General features: G+C 56.3%; 12 protein-coding genes and 1 rRNA gene. 8 read left to right on the top strand and 5 right to left on the bottom strand.

The window, feature by feature from the left end; all coding sequences use genetic code 11:
• The 3 genes from rrf to BUA44_RS14125 form a co-directional block, all read left to right on the top strand.
• Positions 1–93: ribosomal RNA gene (rrf, locus tag BUA44_RS14115) — 5S ribosomal RNA — on the top strand; the annotation flags it as partial.
• 349 nt (positions 94–442) lie between these two features.
• Positions 443–988, top strand: coding sequence for a hypothetical protein (locus BUA44_RS14120; RefSeq protein ID WP_072813317.1), 546 nt, complete (start codon positions 443–445; stop codon positions 986–988).
• 128 nt (positions 989–1,116) lie between these two features.
• Positions 1,117–5,331: a fibro-slime domain-containing protein gene (locus BUA44_RS14125; RefSeq protein ID WP_072813319.1), complete on the top strand. Its 4,215-nt coding sequence runs from the start codon at positions 1,117–1,119 to the stop codon at positions 5,329–5,331.
• A 271-nt stretch (positions 5,332–5,602) separates the two neighbouring features.
• Here BUA44_RS14125 and BUA44_RS14130 read toward each other — a convergent pair whose 3' ends face one another.
• A complete protein-coding gene (locus BUA44_RS14130; protein WP_072813321.1) occupies positions 5,603–7,540 on the bottom strand; it encodes an ABC-F family ATP-binding cassette domain-containing protein in 1,938 nt (645 codons plus the stop codon).
• Positions 7,541–7,577: 37 nt separating this feature from the next.
• Between BUA44_RS14130 and BUA44_RS14135 the strand changes: the two genes are divergently transcribed.
• The 4 genes from BUA44_RS14135 (at position 7,578) to glmM (ending at position 11,012) form a co-directional block, all read left to right on the top strand.
• On the top strand, positions 7,578–8,009 hold the full coding sequence (locus BUA44_RS14135; RefSeq protein WP_072813323.1) for a hypothetical protein: 432 nt from the start codon (positions 7,578–7,580) through the stop codon (positions 8,007–8,009).
• Positions 8,010–8,018: 9 nt separating this feature from the next.
• Complete coding sequence (locus BUA44_RS14140; RefSeq protein ID WP_255370581.1) at positions 8,019–9,167, top strand: alpha/beta hydrolase; 1,149 nt, start codon at positions 8,019–8,021, stop codon at positions 9,165–9,167.
• Positions 9,168–9,253: 86 nt separating this feature from the next.
• Positions 9,254–9,586: a cupin domain-containing protein gene (locus tag BUA44_RS14145; RefSeq protein ID WP_072813326.1), complete on the top strand. Its 333-nt coding sequence runs from the start codon at positions 9,254–9,256 to the stop codon at positions 9,584–9,586.
• Positions 9,587–9,671: 85 nt separating this feature from the next.
• The gene (glmM, locus tag BUA44_RS14150; RefSeq protein WP_072813328.1) at positions 9,672–11,012 is read left to right on the top strand and encodes a phosphoglucosamine mutase; all 1,341 of its coding nucleotides are present in this window, start codon (positions 9,672–9,674) and stop codon (positions 11,010–11,012) included.
• A 181-nt stretch (positions 11,013–11,193) separates the two neighbouring features.
• On the opposite strand, the gene BUA44_RS14155 is transcribed toward glmM, so the two are convergent.
• Positions 11,194–12,879: a putative transporter gene (locus BUA44_RS14155; protein WP_072813330.1), complete on the bottom strand. Its 1,686-nt coding sequence runs from the start codon at positions 12,877–12,879 to the stop codon at positions 11,194–11,196.
• Between the two features lie 3 nt (positions 12,880–12,882).
• A complete protein-coding gene (locus BUA44_RS14160; RefSeq protein WP_072813332.1) occupies positions 12,883–13,446 on the bottom strand; it encodes an FISUMP domain-containing protein in 564 nt (187 codons plus the stop codon).
• A gap of 137 nt (positions 13,447–13,583) precedes the next feature.
• Here BUA44_RS14160 and BUA44_RS14165 point away from each other — a divergent pair, with 137 nt between their 5' ends.
• Complete coding sequence (locus BUA44_RS14165; RefSeq protein WP_072813335.1) at positions 13,584–14,465, top strand: LysR family transcriptional regulator; 882 nt, start codon at positions 13,584–13,586, stop codon at positions 14,463–14,465.
• 13 nt (positions 14,466–14,478) lie between these two features.
• Here BUA44_RS14165 and BUA44_RS14170 read toward each other — a convergent pair whose 3' ends face one another.
• Together BUA44_RS14170 and BUA44_RS14175 are read right to left on the bottom strand one after the other, a co-directional pair.
• Complete coding sequence (locus BUA44_RS14170; RefSeq protein ID WP_072813336.1) at positions 14,479–16,587, bottom strand: ATP-dependent DNA helicase; 2,109 nt, start codon at positions 16,585–16,587, stop codon at positions 14,479–14,481.
• 1 nt (position 16,588) lies between these two features.
• Positions 16,589–20,362, bottom strand: a complete 3,774-nt coding sequence (locus BUA44_RS14175; protein ID WP_072813339.1) for a UvrD-helicase domain-containing protein — start codon at positions 20,360–20,362, stop codon at positions 16,589–16,591.
• Positions 20,363–20,364 lie beyond the last annotated feature (2 nt).

Raw genomic sequence — 20,364 nt, forward strand, 5'->3', positions numbered from 1 at the left:
TCATACCCGTTCCCATTCCGAACACGGAAGTCAAGCCTCCCTTCGCCGATGGTACCTGGCCCCCGGGCCCGGGAGAGTAGGGCGCCGCTGGATTCTCGCCCCCTTGACGGTAAACCGTCGAGGGGGCTTTTTTTTATGTACCGTTCCGCCTTGCGGCTCCACTCTCGCCATCACGGCCGGTTGATACCGGCCGCTTATGGCTCACGGGCCCCTGCCTAACGGCGGGGGGCCTCTTCGTTTTTAGGAGAGGCCGTTCGGCCCTGACGCAGGAACTGCGCTATGGTACGGCCTCACTCTCGCCGCCACGACTCGTCAGTACGAGTCGCTTGCGGCTCACAGCCCCATGAGGTAAACCTCGTGGGGGGCTTTTTTTATACCCCCGACAAACGTCCCTGCCGACTAGAAACATCCTTTTTTATATTTTCAAGTAAATGGAGATGAAATGAAGTTAAAAGCTCTTGCTATTCTTGTCCTTAGCTGTATTTTTTTCTACGGCTGCGCTGCCACGCTCCCTATGAAGGAACCTGGAGATAATAACGCATTGGTTGCAATTCGTAGCCAAGCAAGTGGTTCTTACTTTATTGGGCTTGGGTTAGGCATCTTTGGAGATGAACCCTTGCAGTTTATTTTGAAGAGCAAGAATTCTGACAAGGAATATGTATGCAAGCGTTTCAACGATAAGATTTGCGTCGCCGCTAATATCCCTGCAGGCGAATACGAGGTGACTACTGCAAATTCTCCGCTCAAGCAGCCTATCGTTGGGACTCCTGTCAAGGTTGAACTTGGCGACTATAGGTTTGACATTTCTGTAGAGCCAGATGTGAACTACGCGGGCAAGTTCGTAGTCAAAACAGAGCAGGATGGCACTGTTCTTAAGGTTGCTTCCTGGGAAAATCAGGTTTTGTCTAGCGAAGACAATGCGTTATTGGATGAAATTATGGCAAATAGTGCCGAATCCGGCTGGAAGCGCCCTCGCGCAATCCAGTAACCATCCCTTTACACATATTGCGTTTTTCTCAACATTTTTCACCCGGACTGCATTCCGGTGAGCGACATTCCCGCGGTTTGAATATAGATTAGATATGGTTGTTTGAAGTCTGCGCGAAAGGAGTGTTTATGAAACGCGCGTGTTTGGGTGTATTCTTTTTGCTGTTGTGCGGGCAAATTGCCTGGGCCGACCTTATTCTGCATTTTCAGTCGCCGTGGCGCGGCGATGCGACCCGCAGCGAATATGTGCCGCATGTTCTGGGTGGTGCGGGTGGCGACTACAACCCGCATTTTGACGCAAATTCCTCGACGATGATGAAGAGCGATGGCGACGGCTGGTTCACCTACACGTGGGTGGGCAAGACGCTCGCCGATTTCCAGGACTGGATGAGCTTCAACATCAAGGCCTGCCCGAATACTGCCGATAACAACTTCAATAACAACAACTGCGTCGCCTGGAATGCTGGCGATTTCAAGATGGGCGAGTTCTTTGGCTCGGAGACGGAGCTCTGGCTGTACACGGAGGCCGACGGTACCTACGAGAAGTCGTTCATGGCTCCGGGCTCGAAAATCGTGTGGTTCAAGAGCCCGTGGGGCAACAAGGCCCTGCCCCAGATGATTTTCGGGGCGGATTCCGTGCTGATGCGGTTCATTCCCGGCGATGCCTCGAAGTGCGGGTGGTTCTACGGCTCGGTTACGCCCGCGATGATGGCGGCGAACCCGATACAGAGCGCTTACTTTGTCCGCTACAAGGCCCCGTGGTATACATTCCCGGCAGACAGTGCCGCCGTCGTGGAACTTGCTGCGGCACTTGCGGCCGCCGACACGGTGTTTGTCGACGGGACGGCGGACGCACCCGAGGTGACGCTTGAAATCGGGAGCAAGGGCGAATGCTTTGACCCGACGCGGGTACTTCACGTTTATCACCCGTGGCGCACCAACACGAGTTACCGCGACAGCGCCTTCTACATCTCGGTGGACAACAACATCATGAACCAGCCGACTCCGCTCACGGCTGAGGGCGAATACAAGTACTGGCGGCATATCAGTTTTGACGATTCGCTGGTGAGTTCGCCGAAGTGGAATTCGACGTGGGCGTGGGTGCAGTTCTATCGCGGGCAGAACGAGTGGCCGCAGCACAAGTATTTTGACGATGCGGAGCGCCCGCTGGCCACGGACCTGTTCCCTGCCGGCATTTACGAGACGTGGATGTTCGCGAGCACGTCGTTGCATGTAAAGGATTTTGTGTATTACCCGCCGGAGCCGAAGGTAGTGCGTTTGCTGAGCCCGTGGGACGACATGTCGCCTTCGATGTTCGTAGTTTCAATGGACGATACGGTAAAGATGGGCCCGCTGCCGATGGACCGCCAGAAGGATACGTGCGGCTGGTACGAGGGTACCTACTACAAGCATGTGGATGACTGGGGCGTCTATTTTAAGCAGACGTTCGGCATGGATTATTACAGCATGGGCGGCATCGCAGTCGAGGGCAAGGACCTGGGCGAGGCGGTGCATCTTGACTCGGTGCTGAAGGTGCGCGATACGGTGTGGGTGCACCCTTACCCGGTTTCGAGCAGTGCCCCGCTGCTGGACGTGGCGTTCCCGAACCACCTGGGACGATGCCCCGAGATGAAGATTTCGGCGATGGTGGTGGACTGGGCCGGAGAATCGTATGCGGACGCGATTGACGTGGATTTCGGCAACATCTACAACGGCAACCCCTATACGTCGGTGTGGGGGCTTAACCAGAATGGCGAAATGGATACGCTCAAGACATGCGGCGGGCACGTGCTGGGGATGGTTCAGGATAAACTAGTAAACGGCTTGCCTGCGCGCGTGGATTCGTTAGTTTATCCGTGGAACCAGTGTTCCGCGGCGCACGAGATCGAGAAATGGTTCGTGCCGCAGGTGGTGGCGACCGATGCCGCGGGCAAGGAATACACGAATGCGACTTGCCGCGATATTGATTTGACGCTCGACGAGGAAGGGTTCTGGCTTGCGGACTTTACGAACGAGAACGACTGCAACGACACGCTGAACCCGGGATTCTACCCGATTGACGATTTCGAGTACCTGGATTCCGCGAAGACGGTGAAGAACCCGAAATTCGACTGGAACGTGAGCGGCTGCAGGCACAACTACAGCTTCGCGATGAAGATTTCGGCGCAGTTCCAGTACATTCCGGGGCAGTACTTTGAGTTCCGCGGTGACGATGACGTGTGGGTGTTTATCGACAATCGCCTTGCGGTGGATATCGGCGGGTGCCACAACCCGGTAGAAGGCGCGGTGAACCTCGATACGATGGGGCTCGAGGAAGGCAAGATCTATCCGTTCCATATTTTCTTCTCGGAAAGGAACGCGACGGGTTCGAACTTCAAGATGCGTACCTCCATCAACCTGCAGACGGAAAAGCGCTACTTCCCGGTGGAGCAGCATACGGATGACGGGACCATCGAGTACGTGATTCTGCAGATTCTTACGGAAGAGAACCTCACCTGCGACATTTCGAGCGTGGGCAAGGTGGATACGACGCTTGCGGAATCCTCCTTCATTCTTTACGGGCAGACGGCGCTCCAGCAGGGAGAGGCGTTGAAGCCGGGCGTGAACTACGGGGGCATTACCATCAACGAGAACATGGCGGGCTTTGTTATCGATACGGCGGCGATTGTGCGTGCGCGTGCGCTCCCGCCGGGAATGTACATGCTCGATTTTTACCTGGTGGCGGACCCCTCGCAGCGTTCGCAGGTGTATTTTGAGGTACCGGAATACCCGCTCCCGGATATCGCGTTTGCGGATGCGGCGGGCGAACCGTTCGACCCTGCGGGCTACAACCTGCTGATGGAACGCATGGGCCAGCCCGGGGATAACGGCTCGAAGGATACGCTGATGGCGTTCGTCTCTTACCCGGTGACCATCATGGTGACATATATCGGGCAGGTATGCGCGGATTGCATTGTGACTGTTGACCTCACGACTGCGGATTCGCTCTCGTTCCTGGATGCGAACGGACAGCCGATTACTAGCGTCACGACGGATTCTACAGGATATGCGACGTTCTACGTGATGGGATATGCGGCTGTGAACGATGCCTCGTTTACGGTTTCGGGTGGCGAGGTTGCGAATAAGTTGGTCTGGGGTGGCATAAACCTGATGGAACCGCCTGTGCCGTTTGCGAGCAAGGGCTACATGTACGACCGCGATGGCGACGGCATGCCCGATAGCCTGCATATTCCGTTCAGCGACAAGCTCGATAGCGATGTGCCCGATACGCTCGCGTGGTCGTTTGGCGATTCTACGTGGAGGACGACAACGACGGTTGATGCGGTGCGCGGCCTGATACAGAACGAGTCGGATATCGTGATTGTGGGCGACCCGCTGCTGGAGCGCGTATTTACCGGCGGGAACAAGGAAATCTACCAGGGAGGCCTGCATTACCACTACACCTACTGGGACGAGGACAAGGGCGACTCGATTTCGCTTGCGATGAACGGCGTGATAGAGGATAAGGTGGGCCCGGTACTCATGAGCGCCATCGTGACTCCGGGTACGGACAAGCTCACGACGCTTACGCTGTTGCTGAGCGAAGGGACGCTCGACACTAACCTCGCTGCGGCCGACATGTTCAGTTTCAAGATATGGCGCATGGGTGCGGAAGCGTCACTGCAGGCGGTGACCCCGAAGGTGACCCACATGCAGAACGGCGTGCGGTACGACCTGTACTATTACGGCGACGAGACGATGGTCTTGCCCGCGGTGGGCGATTCGGTGCGGCTTATGCCGGGCGTGTTGCGCGACCTGAACGGCAACGTGCCGCATTTTGAAAACCCGTGGGTGCGAATCATCGGCGGGCAGCGCCTGCTGGTGGAGGATGCGGGCCTGGTGACCCTCACGGAAGAACGCGCGCTTGAAACGTTTGCCTGGCAGGAAGGCGTGAAGCCCATAGTTGTTGACCCGGAGATGTCGCTGAAGGATGCCATCGAACAGCACGGGCTCCCGGGCCAGCTGCTGAACTACGACATGCAGGAACTGGCGCTCACTGCGGGCGATTCCGTGTCGATTGATTCCATACGCATCGTGTGGGAGGTGAGTTACTTCTCGAGCCTCGGGCAGTTCGTGAACCGGGCGAAGGGTTCCGTGGCTTGTTCCGATGCGGATATCTTTGGCGGGGACTGTCGGAAAAATCCGGGCAAGGTGTTCCTCGCGTGGAATGCACGTAGCGACAAGGGAAGGCTCGTGGGTACGGGCGCGTACATCTCGAAACTCAAGTGGAAGGTAATGGCTGGTCCCGAAAAGGTGGGCAGTCGCGACGATACGTTTACGCTGGGCGTGAGACGCGGGAAATAACTATGTGAGTAACAAGCCCCTGTTATTGCGATTTCATCGCATAAACCGGTGCCTCAACAATAGAAACAAGCAAGCTTGTTTCTGCTGTACTCGGCTTAGGTTTATTTAAACAGGGGCGGTTGCGAGAGTGAGCGCATGCCGGAGTAATTTAACACCGGGGTGTAGCGCGAACGGTCTACAGTGAGCAAAAAGCGCCTCGTCTTAACGAGGCGTGTTTGCGAGAGTGAGCGCATGCCGGAGTAATTTAACACCGGGGTGTAGCGCGAACGGTCTAAATCGGGTATTTGTCCTTCGCGGCTTCGAGTTCGGCGCTGGTCCGTTCCCATTCCGCGTAGAGGCTGTCGACAAGGTTCTTGTTGTTGTCCATGTCTTTGGCGATGGCGGTGATGGCGTTTCCGTCGCCGCTTTCCGAGGCGGTCACGAGTTTTGCCTCGAGTTCGCCGCCGAGGGCTTCGGCCTTCGCGATATCTTCCTCGATTTTTGCAAGTTTCTTTTCGAGCGGCTTGATGACCTTGCTGCGTTCGGCGATGTAGTCGGCGCGGGCCTTGCGGTCTTCCTTTGCGCGGGGCGTTGCATTTGCGTTGCCTGCGGGGGCGGCGTTATCTGCGCGGCTTGTTCCCGAGTCGCTATTCACGTCGATGTTCGATACCTTGATGTTCGCGGAGTTTGCTCCGCCGGGCTTCTTTTCGGATGCCCAGCCCACCTTCTCGAGGAAGTCAGCGTACGTGCCCTCGAATATGCGGCAGGTTCCGCCGTCGAATACCACGAGCCTTGTGGCGAACGCGTGCAGGAGTTCCTCGTCGTGGGTAACCACCAGCGCGGTGCCTTCGTAGTCTTCGAGCGCGTCGATGAGGCTCTCGATGCTTTCCATGTCGAGGTGGTTCGTGGGTTCGTCGAGCAGCAGCATGTTGCAGGGGCTCGCGAGAATCTTCCCGAGGAGCACGCGGCTCCTTTCGCCACCGGAGAGTACCTTCACCTTCTTGAGCGCATTGTCGCCACTGAACATCATGAGGCCCGCAAGCCCGCGGGCGCGGCTCTTCTGCGATACTTCTTCAATCGCCGATGCAATTTCTTCTTCGACGGTGTTGTCGAGGTTCAGGCGGTTGATATTCGTCTGTCCGAAATAGTTTATCTGTAAGTTCGGATTGTAGGTGATTTCGCCTGCGGTCGGCTGCAGTTCCTTTGCTATCAGGTTCAGCAGCGTCGTTTTACCGCGGCCGTTCGGGCCGATGACTGCGATGCGGTCGCCCTTGAAGACTTCCATCGTCAAGTCGGTAATGAGCTCGGGGCCCATTCCCTGCACGGTGCCGTCTTCGCCCTTGTTCGGGTACGCGAACGAGAGCCCCTTGATTTGGAGCATTCTCTTGCCGGGGAAACCTGCCTCGGTAAAGCTGAATTCCAGATTGCGTTCGTGCGTGAGGCGCTCGCCCGTGGCAAGCTTTGCGGCGGCCTTTATCTTGGACTGCACCATCGCGGCCTTCGCGGCCTTGTAGCGGAAGCGCTCGATAACCTTCTCGAGCTGTTCCTTTTTCTTCGCTTCGTTCTCCTGCGTGCGCTGCGCGACTTCCTCTTCTTCGGCCACCGTTTCGCGGAGCTTTTCTACCGTGCCCTTCACCTTGCGGATCTTGTGGCGGAAAATCCCGGCGGTGTGCGTGCAGACCTCGTCCATAAAATGGTGGTCGTGCGTTATCAGGAGCACTTCGCCCTTCCAGCTGCGCAAGAAACGGCTGAGCCAACGCATCGACACGATGTCGAGGTAGTTTGTCGGTTCGTCGAGCAGGAGCATGTCGGGCTCGCTTGCGAGGACTTTCGCGAGGTTCAGGCGAATCTGGAAACCGCCCGAGAGGAGCGAGGGGCTCTTGTGCATGGATTCCTCGTCGAACCCGAGACCGAACAGGATTGCCTCCACCTTGTGTTCTTCCAGCCAGCCGTCTTCGTTGGGTTTCAGGACGCTGCAGGCCTCTTCGTGCACGGTTGCGTGCGTGAAGTTCAGGTGCTGCTGCAGGTAGCCCAGCGTGTATTTCTTGGGAATGTCAATGGAACCGCCGTCGAGGCATTCCTGCCCGAGAATCATCTTGAACAGTGTGGACTTGCCGCAACCGTTACGGCCTACGAGCCCAACGCGCTCATGGTCGCCCACGAGCAGGCTCGCGCCATCGAGCAAAACTTGCACGCCGAATGATTTGGAAACGTTCTGAATCTGGATCACGGGGGGTAAATTTAGAATTTTTTATTTTTCCTGTACCATGGCAGAGAATGAACGCGATATCGAAAAAGTTGAAGGCCAGAAAGTTGCCGACAAGCACCCGGTCGGTAACTTTATGTGGAGCGTGGCTGTGGGTAGCCCGGTTATTTCCTTCATTGTGCACCGCAAGAAGGTGGGAGCCGAGTTCGTTGTCACCCTGATTTGCATAAACATGCTGCTCAATCTTGGCGACAAACTCTTGATAGGGAGCCTTGACTGGAACCAGTATCCGCTTTTGAAAATCCCGGTATTCCTTGGATACTGGGCGGCGCGATTCTGTGTACTGGGGAAGGCAGGCGCGTGGAGAATGAAGGTTGATGCGCCCAAGTACGATGCGGAAGAATTCCGCCAGAAGGAAAAGATTGCCATTATCGTGGGCCTAATTTACTCGGCGCTCGTCATTACCGTCGATGTGATGGAAGCGCTGCAGTAACTTGTAACGATGATGAAAAAGTATTTAAAGTTGTATGTCGCTGTTCTAGTTGTTTCTCTGGTATCCATATTCGAGATTCAGCTTAGCAAGACTGCTGTTTACGAAGAGGAATCTCTCGATTCCGGTATCAAGGTGCTGGCGCAAATGCAGGACTTGCGGGAATCGTATGCGAATGCTTCCGTGGATAGCTCGCTGGGTACTCCTTTTCGTCGGTATGCAATGCACACGATGCCTGTTTACGGGAAGGAGTTTCACTCGACGCTCATAGAATATCCTTATGGAAGTTCCAAGCGCACGGATTCACTTGCGGCAAAGCCTGCACATGGCATTATCTTGTATGTACACGGTTACAACGATTACTTTTTCCAGAGGGAACTTGCCGAGAAGGCGGATTCGGCGGGCTACGCCTTCTTTGCGATAGACCTGCACTATTGCGGGCGTTCGTTTATGCCCGGCGATGCTCGTGGCGACATGCGGAATATGCGCGAGTTCTTTGCGGAACTTGACTATGCCGTGGAACTTGCCCGCGTCATAACGAAGGAACGTGCGGATTCGCTCCCGATGGTCTTGATGGGGCATTCACAGGGCGGCTTGCTGGCGGCATTCTATGCGGACCATCGTCCGGAAGAGAAGTTCGCGGCGCTTGTCCTGAACAGTCCGTTTTTCGATTTCAACTTCAATTGGCTCGTGCGCAATCTCGCGATTCCTGTTGTTTCGGAAATAGCGATACTCCTGCCGGATTTTTCGATTGGTTCGAGCGGGAACCCGAATTACGCCTATTCACTTGACAAGAAATATTACGGCGAGTGGCTGTACAATACGGAATGGAAAAGCGAAAGCCGTCCGGAACAGTTTCTGGGTTGGGTACGTGCGATTCACAAGGCGCAACAGGAACTGCACAGGGGATTCCATATAAATTCACCGACGCTCGTGATGCACGGCGACTGCACCGAGAAGAGCGAGGAATGGTCCGAGAACTACATGCACTGCGACGGCGTGCTCGACGTGGAACATATCGAAAAGTGGGCGCCGAAAGTCGGGCCGAACGTGAAGACGGAAACGGTAGCGGGCGGCCTGCACGATTTGTTCCTCTCGCGCAAGGCGGTTCGCGACGAGGCGTACGCGAAGGCGTTCCGGTTTATCGATGAGAGCCTGTAATTAATCTATCTCAAGTTTTTGCCCTGTAGAAACTGCGTGCGAAAACTTTCTATTATTTGGCTGGAAAGTTTTAGCAAGGGCTCAAGATGATTATCGACCTGAAAGGCATGGAAACGACGGTGCTGCCGAACTTCAAGGGCGGCGAGAAGGAATACAAGGCAAAGATGTACTTTGACGGGACGACCCGCATTATGCACGGGACGCTCGAACAGGGGGCATCCATCGGCTATCACAAGCACGAGACCAACAGCGAAATCATGTTCTTCGTCGCGGGCAGGGGCAAGGTGCTGTTCGACGACGGCGTGGAATATGTCGAGGCTGGCCAGTGCCACTTTTGTCCGAAGGGCCACAGCCACAGTCTGATTAACGAGAACGAGGAACCGCTCGTGTTCTACGCGTGCGTTCCGGAACTTGGATAATTAAGGTTTGAGATTGCGACGACCCCACATCGGCAAGCTCAGTGGCCTTGGACCACGCAACGATTAAAAAAACGGAGTATACAAGATGTCTAAACTGATGCGTTCTATTTCGGGTATCCGCGGGATTGTCGGCGATACCCTCACCCCGCAGGTCTTGAAGAGCCACGTGCGCGCCTTCCTCGAGATTACGAAGGCGAAGCGTGTGGTCATCGGGCGTGACAGCCGCCCCACCGGCGATGCCATCGTGCAGTTTGTCGCGGGCATATGCCGTCTTTCCGGCGTGGACGTGGTGGATGTCGGCCTTTCGACGACGCCCTCGGTGGAACTCTTGACGGTGCACTTCAAGGCGGATGCGGGCATCATCATTACCGCGAGCCACAACCCGCTCGAATGGAACGCGCTCAAGTTCCTCAACAGCAAGGGGCTCTTCCTCGGGCCCGATGATGTGAAGAAGCTTTTCGAACTCGCCGATGCGGACAACTTCAGCTACCCCGACTACCGCACGATGGGCAAGTATGAGGTGGCGCCCGATGCCGACGGCATCCACATCGACGGGACGCTCAAGATTCCGTTCGTGGACGTGGAGGCGATTCGCGCGAAGAAGTTCAAGGTGGCCGTAGATGCCGTGAACGGTGCGGGCAGCTACATTGTGCCGCGCCTGCTGGAACAGCTCGGCTGCGAGGTGGTGCGCGTGCATTGTGAACCCGACGGCACGTTCCCGCGCGGTGCGGAACCGATTCCCGAGAACCTGGGTGACCTGCGCGATGCCGTAAAGAAGAACGGTTGCGCGCTCGGATTTGCGGTGGACCCGGATGCCGACCGCTGCGCCCTCGTGGACGGTTTAGGACAAAGTATCGGCGAGGAATACACGCTTGCGATTGCGACTGAAGAAGTGCTGAGCCAGAAGAAGGGAAGCGTTTGCGTGAACCTTTCTACGAGCCGCATGAACGAAGATGTTGCCACGAAGTACGGCTGCGAATTCAGCCGCGCGAAGGTGGGCGAGATCAACGTGAGCCTGCAGATGATCGAAAACGGCTGCATCATCGGCGGCGAGGGCAACGGCGGCGTGATTCTGCCGGCGCTCCACTACGGGCGTGATTCCCTTGTGGCGGCGGCGCTGGTGCTCAGCTGGATGGCGCATCATGACGGCGGCCCCGAGAAGTTTGTGGCTGAAAACCCCGCCTACGTGATGCCGAAGAAGAAGTTCGAACTCGGCGACAAGAAGGTGGCGGATATCCTCCCGAAGGTGAAGGCGGAATTTGCCGGCTGGAAGAGCGACGAACGCGATGGCCTGTGGCTCGGGAGCGAAAAGTCCTGGGTGCACGTGCGCGCGAGCAATACGGAGCCGGTGATTCGCGTGATTGCGGAGGCGCCGACTGCCGCAGAGGCCGAAGCCCTCTGCGCGAAGGTGGAAAAACTTATCTAGCGACCGCTCGTTCGTTGTATCGGGAACTGAACCTCCGGTTCCTCACTCGCTCTCACTACAAAGGCTCGTTAATACGAGCCTTTTCCGTTCACGGGCGGCCGCTCGTTCGTTTTTAAACCAGAAATAAAAAAGCCCACGGGAAAAATCCTGCGGGCATTTGCCTTTTTTTGGGGGGAATTTTTTACACCGCCGACATCAGCAGTATGGCGAGTACCTGGCCGCTCAGGATGCGGAGCAGCATGGTGAGCGGGTAGACGGAGGCGTACCCGATGTTCACGGCTTCGCTGTCGGCCTGGCTGTTCGCGAAGGCGAGGGCGGGCGGGTCGGTGGTGGCACCTGCGAGCACGCCGCAGAGCGAGAGGTAGTTCACCTTGAATGCGAGGTGCCCGACGGTCGCGACGATGGCGAGCGGGATGAACGTGATGAGTGCGGCCAGCCCCATGTAGTAGACGCCGTCGCCGTTCAGGAGCACGTCGAAGAACTTGATGCCCGCATTGAGCCCCACGCAGCTGAGGAAGAGCGTGAGCCCGAATTCGCGGAGCATGAGGTTCGCGCTGTTCGCCATGAAGAAGTTGAGCGGGCCGATTTTGCGCTTGCGGCTCAGGAGGATTGCGACGATGAGCGGGCCGCCTGCAAGCCCGAGCTTGAGCGGCGTGGGCATTCCGGGGATGGCGATGGGGATGCTTCCGGCGATGACGCCGAGAAGGATCCCGAGGAACGCGGGCAGGATTTCGGGATGGTCGAGCGCGGTGAGCGAGTTCCCGAGTTCCTTGGCGGCGGCCTCGATACCTTCTTGCGTTCCGACGAGCCTTAACTTGTCTGCAAACTTGATGCGGAGATCGAGGCGGCCGGTGAACTTGAAGCCGCTGCGGACAACGCGGCTCACGTTGACGCCGTAGCGTTCGGCGAGGGCAAGCGCGCCGATGGTCTTGCCCAGTACCTTCTTGTTCGTGACAAGCACCGTCTTAACCAAGATGGCGCTCGAGCCATCTGCAGCGGTTTCCTTAGTAATGGGCTTCTCGAGGCGCCTGCCGATAATCTTTTCCATGCTGGCGACTGCATCGGGCATGCCCACGATATGCACCTTGTCGCCTTCCTGCAATATGGTCTTCCCGTTCGGCGTGAAGATATCGCTGCCGCGCATCAGTCGCGTGACAACGACGCCGCTCGAAATCAGGTCCGGGATATCTTTCAGCATGGTTCCGAAGAGATTCTGGTTATCGACAGTGAGGCTGCACGATTCGATTTCCTTGGTGCTCGCCGCGATATCTGCGGCGTAATCCTTGGCGGCCTTGTCCGGGTTCTGCCTGAAGACGATGCGCACGAGGAGCATCACGAGGATGATGCCGATGACGCCGAAGGGGTAGGCAACGGCGTACCCGATGCCCGTAAGGGAGGTGTCCACGCCGGCCGCGGCAAATGCGGAGTTCGCGGCTCCGAGGGAGGGCGTGTTCGTGACGGCGCCGCAGAGCATGCCGATGAGTACCGGCACATTGCTGTGCATGTCGGTAAAGAAGTACAGGCAGAGCGTTACCACCACGCCGAGGAGCACGATGCTGGTCGAGAGTACGTTGAGCACGAGGCCGTGCCTGCGGATGGAATCCATGAATCCCGGGCCCACCTGCATGCCGATGGTGTACACGAAAAGTATCAGGCCGAATTCCTGGATAAAGTGCAGCACGTTGCCGTCGACGCGCAGGCCGATGTGCCCGAGGCCGATGCCCACGAAAAGTGCGCCTGCACCCCCGAGGCTTATTCCCTTGACCTTGACCTTGCCGAGCATGAGCCCGAGAGCCGCGGTAAGCGCGATGGCGATGACCTGTTGCGCGACGGAGGGTTTTGTGAATAAGTCGATGAGCCAGTTCATGGATTACTCTTTTACGCAGCGGACCGAGGCGAAGATGTTCTTGTTGAAGTGCTCGTAGGTGATGCTTGTGTCCGTGGCGCGGACGAGGTAGGCCCTGGAATCGTCGTAGCTGTCGCTGGTCCAGAAGCTTGCGCTGGCGCCCTTGTCGGCGAACTTGCCGTCGAAATAGCGGAAGCCTGCGAATTTCATGCCGAAGGAGGCCTCTTCCTTGAGGGCGGCCGCGTTAGCGTTCCCGAAGGCCTCCTTGAAATCCTGCTGCGTGGGGAGCGCCCAGCCCTTGGGGCACAGGCCCGTGGTGGCGGCGTTCCATGTGTAGAGGCGGCCCATGGCTTCGCAGTTCGCATGGTCGTTCCCGTAGCAGATGCTGGAATCGGGGGTGTAGATGTCGATGTTTTCGGCCATCCAGACCTTTCCGCCGATTTTCGTTGTCCTGTATGTCTTTTCGGAGCAAGAGAGCGTGCCCGCGGATTCGTCGTAGGTGCAGGTGTTGGCCTGTTCGCAGGCGGTAAGGGCGAGGGCTGCCGTGGCGGCGAGCGTTGCGAGGGCTGTCTTTAAAATCCGGTTCATAATAACTCCTTTTGATGCGGAATAATCCTGTTTTCGCGTGCAAATTTAGAACCGTAGATTCATATTGTCTAATATATTATTTATATTGAATTCATCAATTTTTTTTATGGATTTGCAAAAGCCAAAGGAAAAACGCCATGGAATTGACCCACCTCAGGTACTTTTTGGAGGTCGCACGCACCGAACACATAACGCAGAGCGCACGCAACCTGTGCATTGTCCAGCCCGCGCTGACGATGGCGATACACAAGCTGGAAGAAGAAATCGGGGTGCCGCTTTTCAAGTCGAGCGGGCGCAACATCAAGCTGACGGAATACGGGGCGCATTTCCTTTCGCGGGTGCAGCCTCTGTACGAGGAAATCGAGAGACTCCCGCAGGAACTGCGCAGCATGGCGAGCGACGATTCGGTAAAGATTCGCCTGAACGTGTTGGCGGCATCTTCGCTGATAACTTCTGCGGTGATTGCCTACAAGCGTCTGCACCCCGAAATAAACTTCGACCTGACGCAGAACGAGTCGTCGAGCCTGTACGACGTGGGCGTGTTCACGTATGCCGATGCGGGCAAGGTCAAGCCGGACGACGACGAGGTTGCCCGCTTTGACGAGGAAATATTCCTTGCCGTGCCGAACATGGAACAGTACAGGAAAGTGGACCGCATATCGCTCCGCCAGATGGAAGGCGAGAAGTTCATCGGGCTTGCGGGTACCAAGCAGCTACGCAGCATCTGCAACGAGTTCTGCAGGGGGCTCGGGGTGCGCACCGACATTTCGTTCGAGAGCGACAATACATCGGCCATCAAGGATGCGGTTGCCGCGGGAATCGGCGTGTGCTTCTGGCCCGAATTCACGTGGGGCCGTGTCGAGAGGCGCAAGATTCGCCTGCTCAGGATTGTGGATGCCCCGTTTAGGCGCGACCTGCTGGTGACGCTGCGCAGGAACAAGGCGGACAACCGCAATACGGAAAATTTCTACAGGTTCCTTGTGGTGTACCTGCGCAAGCACTTCCGCAGACACCGGTAGGCGGGGATCTTCTCTACAACTCAATTCCCGTGTCGCGCTCGATGACCGTCTCGCAGGCGGCCTTGAACGTTTCGGGAGTCGCGATGATGGTCACGGTCTTCTTTGCGCGCGTGATGCCCGTGTAGAGAATCTGGTTGTTCAGGAGCGGGTGGCCTTCCTGCTTGGGGAGGAACATCGTCACGTGATCGTACTCGGAGCCTTGCGACTTGTGGATAGTAATCGCGAAGGCGGGCTCGATGGCTTCGGTCGGGAACCATGAAAGCGGATAGAATACAAAACCCGTTTCGTTCTCGCTCGCCTTCCTGAGCATGATGTACGGCGTGGAATCCTTGTACACCACGATGCCCGTGTCGCCGTTGTACAGCTTGTACATCGCCTGGTTCTGGGTTATCATCAGGAGCTCTCCCGGGAAATAGCGGTCGGAGAATTTCTTGGCGCCGTAATCCCGGATGAGCTTGCCCGCGGACTTGTTGATTTGCTCTACGCCGAAAATTCCGCGACGTTCCGCCGAGAGGATTCTCTTTTTAAGCGAGAGTTCCCAGATTTCCTCGCACTTGCTCTGGTTTGGATTTTCCGGGTCGATTTCGAGCGCCATCTGCGGAAGTTTATAGAAATCGCCCATCCAGGAATGCAGAATCTTTTCGAGCGTTTCGGTTTCTTGCTTCTTGGTTTGCGTACCTGCGGGGAGCGAGTAGTAGAATACCGCGTCCTTCGGGAGGTTCTCGCTTTGCACGGGAACTTCCGTGCCGGAGTTTTTCGCGGGAGCGTCCGGCGCTACGGTGCTATCAAGCGCCGGATGCGGGGCAAAGGCGGGTGCGGTCATGGCGGTGCCATTTTCGGCGCATGCCTTGATTTCTTTTGCGAGGTTCCCGATGACGGAATCGTCGGTAAAGCGGTTCGACCTTGTGAGCCTGACGGTAAAATCCTTCTTTGACTTGGGCTTGAGAATTTCGCCCAGCACGGCGCCCGCGTCTACGGAAGGCAACTGGTACGGGTCACCGAGAATGAATATCTTCGCCCCTTCGGGTATTGCCTGCAGGAGCGATGCGAACAGGTTGATGTCAATCATGCTCGCTTCGTCAATCACGAAGATGGATTTTTCGGAGAACTGTTCCTTCGCGTTGTACGAGAATCCGTTGTTGCTCCTGGAATACTTGAGCAGGCGATGGATGGTGGAACCTTCAAGATCCTTGAGCTTCTTGTAGACTCTTGATTCCTTCTTCTCGGCGGTGTTGCCCGAACCGGCCTCGTACTTGAATTCATCCCTTATGCCCTTGAGCCCGTTCTGCAGGCTTTCTTGCATGCGGTCGGCCGCCTTGCCGCTGGGTGCCGCGAGGTAGATGGAATAACTGCATGTTTCGTCGTTGGGCGTCTTCAGGTCGCCCTGGGTCAGGATGCTCCACAGGATGTAAAGCACGACAGTTGTCTTGCCGGTGCCGGGCCCGCCCGTGATGATGAGGTTTTCGCGCTGCCCGCGGATTACGGCTTGCGCCTGTTCCGCATTCAGTTCGAGCGGGAAAACTTGCCCGCCCTTCTTGTACGTGGCGATGCCTGCAATCTTTTTCTGGATGCTTTCGATATCCGCCTCGCTCGGCAATTTGTCGCTGCCGTCCTTGAAGAGCGTGCCGGCGTATTTCTCGATGAGGATTTTTGCCCGGAAAAGCCTGTCGAGGTACAGGTAGGGAAGTTCGCCCGCGACGCGTGTCAGGATGAGCGGGGTGGATATGGCGCCTTCGCTGACTTCGCTTGTCTCGAGAGTAGAAATGATGCTTGTAAATTTGCTGGCGCAGTTGTGGAGTATGTCTTTTACACCCGTGTTGATAATTTGTTCAAAATCGTCAATTCCGTCTGTGGAAGTGGCCGCGTTGCCGGCAGTTTCCTTCAGGAGGAGCAGTCCGTTCCACTTGCGCGTCCAGCGTTTTGAAAATTCGCCTGCATCTAGCGGCACACGTGTGTTGCCGTCGTCCCAGAGCGAAAAGCAGAGGCACAGGAATTTCTGTGTGGATTCACTGATGTCGGGCTGCATCCGGAACAGTGCGTGAAGGAGGTGCTTGTCGAGTTCGGCGATGCCGCGCATATCCTTGAGCGTGCCAAAGAACGTATCTATCATCTTCGTATCCATATTAGTTTTCTCCCTCGTCCTTCTTTTTCTTGCTCATCAGCTTCTTGACTTCTCCGTATGCCTTTTCAAGGGATGCGTAATCCTTCCAGGTGTGCGCATAGATTCCCTTGCTCGTGGCACCGTCCGTACCGCGGAGGAATGCGTAGTAAATGCCGCCGAAGTGCTGCTCGAAAATCTGCTGTTCGTCGAGGCCTTTGCCCGATCCGTCGGCGCGCTTGCCGTAGAACTGCTTGAGCCACTGGATAAGGCAGTAACTGTAGAGCACCCGCTGGACGGAATAGTCCTCGTCCACCTTTTTCTTGATTTCCGCGTCGCTGTAGTTTTCGAGCGAGTCCGATTTCCAGTCAAGGATGGAGTAACGTTTTTGCTTGTTGACTTCGCGCACGAAAAGCAGATCGATGAAACCCTTGCACACGCGGTGCAGAATCGTAAGCGCCTCGGTTTCTGCAGGGGGCGCGTCCGTGCCGCTATCCTCCGGGTTCCCGGCATAGGCGTTCATGCCGAACTGCACTTCGGGCTTGTGGTCGTTTAGGGGGAGTTCTACCAGCCTGAAGGTTGCGTCGCGGTGGATTTCTGCACCCTCGATTACGGGGAGGCTTGCGTGCAGCGTGTTCCACACGAGGCGCGCGGTGATTTCGGTCCATTCCTTCTTGTGGGCGGCAATCGGGAGCGACTGCGCCTTGAATTCTTCCTCGATGACGTTCTCGAGTTCTGATGTTTCGATATTCGAGTTGTGCCCGAGCGCATCTTCGAGGGACTTGAACCTTTCCCCGAATGCCTTGAAGCGCATACGTTCGAGAATGTTGTGGAGCGCGTCGCCCACCTTTGTCCCGCGCGGGTAGTTTTCCATACCCGGTACGGGAATTTCTTCTGCCGTAGATTCGCCTTCCTTTTCGGTACGGCTGTCGTCGGCTTCGGCAATGGGCGTCTCGGCTCGGCCGGAAAGCGAGGAGTATGAATACTGCATTATGCTTGCGCTTGCGACCTTCCCCTGCAGGGATGCGATTTCCACCTTCTGTTCCGTGATGGCCTTGTCGAGGTCGACCGTATTACTGTTTGCCTCGTTTGTCCTGGCGAGAATGTCCTTGACGAGGTTCGCCTTTTCGGCGATGCCTTCCTGTGCGGTGACCCACTGGTCTTTTTTCAGCAGGCTGTCGTAAAGGCCCTTGCTGTTTTCGGCGAAGTTCTCGAGGGCGTCCATCAGGAAGTGGACATGCTTGAAGTGTCCGCTTTTTTCACCACCGGATTTGTACCACACGTCGTAACGCGGGATAAGCAACAGCGAAGATGCGCGTGTGAAGTCCACGTAGAACAGGCGTTTCCATTCTTCCATCTCTTCGCGCTGGCGGCATTCCTTCGCCGTGTCGCCAAAGCCGAGGTGCAGCGAGTCGTCTTTGCCGTGGGTGATGTAGGGCGGCTTGGAATTAGGCAACTGCTTGAAGCCCGCGACCGAAATGACTACCGGGAATTCGAGCCCCTTGGACGCGTGGATGGTCATTACCTGCACGGCGTTGAAGTCGCTGCCCTTTTCGACCAGGTCGCCGTTCTCGTCGTCGGCAGATTCCTCGTAGCGGGCGAGCCCCTGCAGGTGGCGGATAAGGTCGTCGAGCGAGCACCTGTGATTGTACAGATAGTCGATGGCGTAGTTGCCGATTTGGCGCAGGCGGGCCATGCTCTGCAACCGGGAAACATCCATCAGGCGGTATTCTATTTGCGTGTCGTCGTAGATGCGTTCCAGCATTTCGGCGTAACGGCGTTTCAGCGCGAGGGTCCTCCAGGAGGCAATCTGCAGGCGTTCCGGGTTGTTCGGGTCGTCAAATTCCTTGCTTTCGGCGTAGTGCAGTTCCTCGAGGCCGCTGGACTGTTCCGAGCCGCGGGTGGCGCGTTCCCTTTCGGCGACGACATCCTTGAAGAAGTCGGTAATGAGCACTTCGCTGAGCAGCTGCCTGTTCCATGAAGAAAAATCGGGGGCGTTTATCGCACGGAAGAGCGAAATCCATTCGGCGCATTCCCTGCTGCGGAACAGGTTCGTCTCCTTGTATTGCGTGTAGGGGACGCCCACGCTCCGCATGATGCTTTCGATGTTTTCCATCTCGCTGCGGGATTTTGCGAGAATGGCGAAATCCTTGAACGTCACGTTCTTGAGTACCGAATCGTGACCGGGCTTGCCGTAATCCTTGTCGAACACCTGGAGGCGCGTCGTCTTGCCGTCTTCGCGGAAGGAACACCAGTCGATAATATGCGCGACTGCCGTTGCGGCGAAGCTGTCTGCCGAGATGTCCTTCTCGCTGAGCCAGATGGAGCGGACTTCGTTGCCGTCGATTTCGGGCGCCTTCTTCTTCTGGCCTGCGTTCTCGCCTTCGGGAGGGTATGAATCCGTAAACTTCACGAGTTCGGGCATCCCTTCTGCGGGTGCGAAATAATTGCCGGAAAATAGCGCGTTGCAGCCGTTGATAATCCCGTCCGTGGAGCGGAAGTTGTGCACGAGGTCAATTTTCTTGCCGATTTCGCCTGTCGCCTTCTTGTACACGTTCACGTCGGCGCCCTGGAAACTGTAGATGGATTGCTTGGGGTCGCCTACCACGAAGTTCTGGAACACATTGCTGAAGATATCCCACTGCAGCTGGTTCGTGTCCTGGAATTCGTCGATGATGGCGTAGGTGTACTGCGCGCTGAGGCGTTCCTTGAGCGCACTGCCGGGCTCCATGACGGCCTTGTGGACCGAAAGAATCATGTCGTTGAACGACTGCAACTTGTTTTCGGCCTTGTATGCCTGCCATGCGTCGAAAAGTTGCGGCGTGTGGGCGATAAGGAACTTGTGGAGCTTGACCTTTTCAACCTTCTTGTCGATGTCGGAAAGGAATCCCTTGAGTTCCTTTAGGTAGCAAAAAGACGCATACATATTCTTGGGCCAGTCTTCTTGCGGGCATTTTCCATCTTTGAACGAACCATCGTATAACGGAGTGCCCTTTTTCCATTTCTTTAGACTGCTGAGAAATTCAGGAATCGGCCCTGTGTTTTTCTTTGTGAAGAATTTGTCCGTATTTGCTTCAAAAATTTCAAGATGGCCTTCCAGATGAAGGGTAGACACGAGTTCTTCAAATTTCTTCGCCTGCGCAATCTTTTGCAGTTCTTCCAGCGACAGCGCTTTTTCGCCCAGCTTGGGCATTTCGACTTCGTCAATCGTGACGACTTCCTTGCCGCTTGCGTCGACTCCCTTGTACATATCGACAGCCTTGATGAAATAGCTTTTCAGGTTCTCGATAAGGCTGGAAGCGCTTTCTGCTTCTCTCAGCAGGGCGATGAATTCGTCATCCTTGCTCCACTTGTCGCGAATGTACTGGTCTACCATGTCCTCGACGGCGGAATCGTCGACCATCGCCATGTCGAACGGTCTGCCCGCATCGTAGGCGTACTCCTTGAGCGCCTTCTGGCAGAAGGAATGGATGGTGAATATCGCCGCGTTGTCCACGTCCTGATAGGCCTTGCGGAAATTCGCCATCTGTTCGGGCGAAAGTTCGGGCTCGCTCTTGTCGATTCTGCCCTTCTGCAGGACCTCGTCGATTTTCTTGCGGATACGGTCCTTCAGTTCGCCCGCCGCCTTTTCGGTGTAGGTCACGATCAGGATTTTCTTGAGCGGAGTGCCCTCGGTAAGCATGCGCGCGACTATCAGCTGGATAGTGTATGTCTTGCCGGTGCCTGCGGAAGCCTCGATGTAGATGCTCTTGGAAGGAGTGAACTTGTTTATCTTGAATTCATTGATTTCTTCGGACATAC

This window comes from Fibrobacter sp. UWR3 (assembly GCF_900143055.1).
In the GTDB taxonomy this organism is placed as follows: Bacteria; Fibrobacterota; Fibrobacteria; order Fibrobacterales; family Fibrobacteraceae; genus Fibrobacter.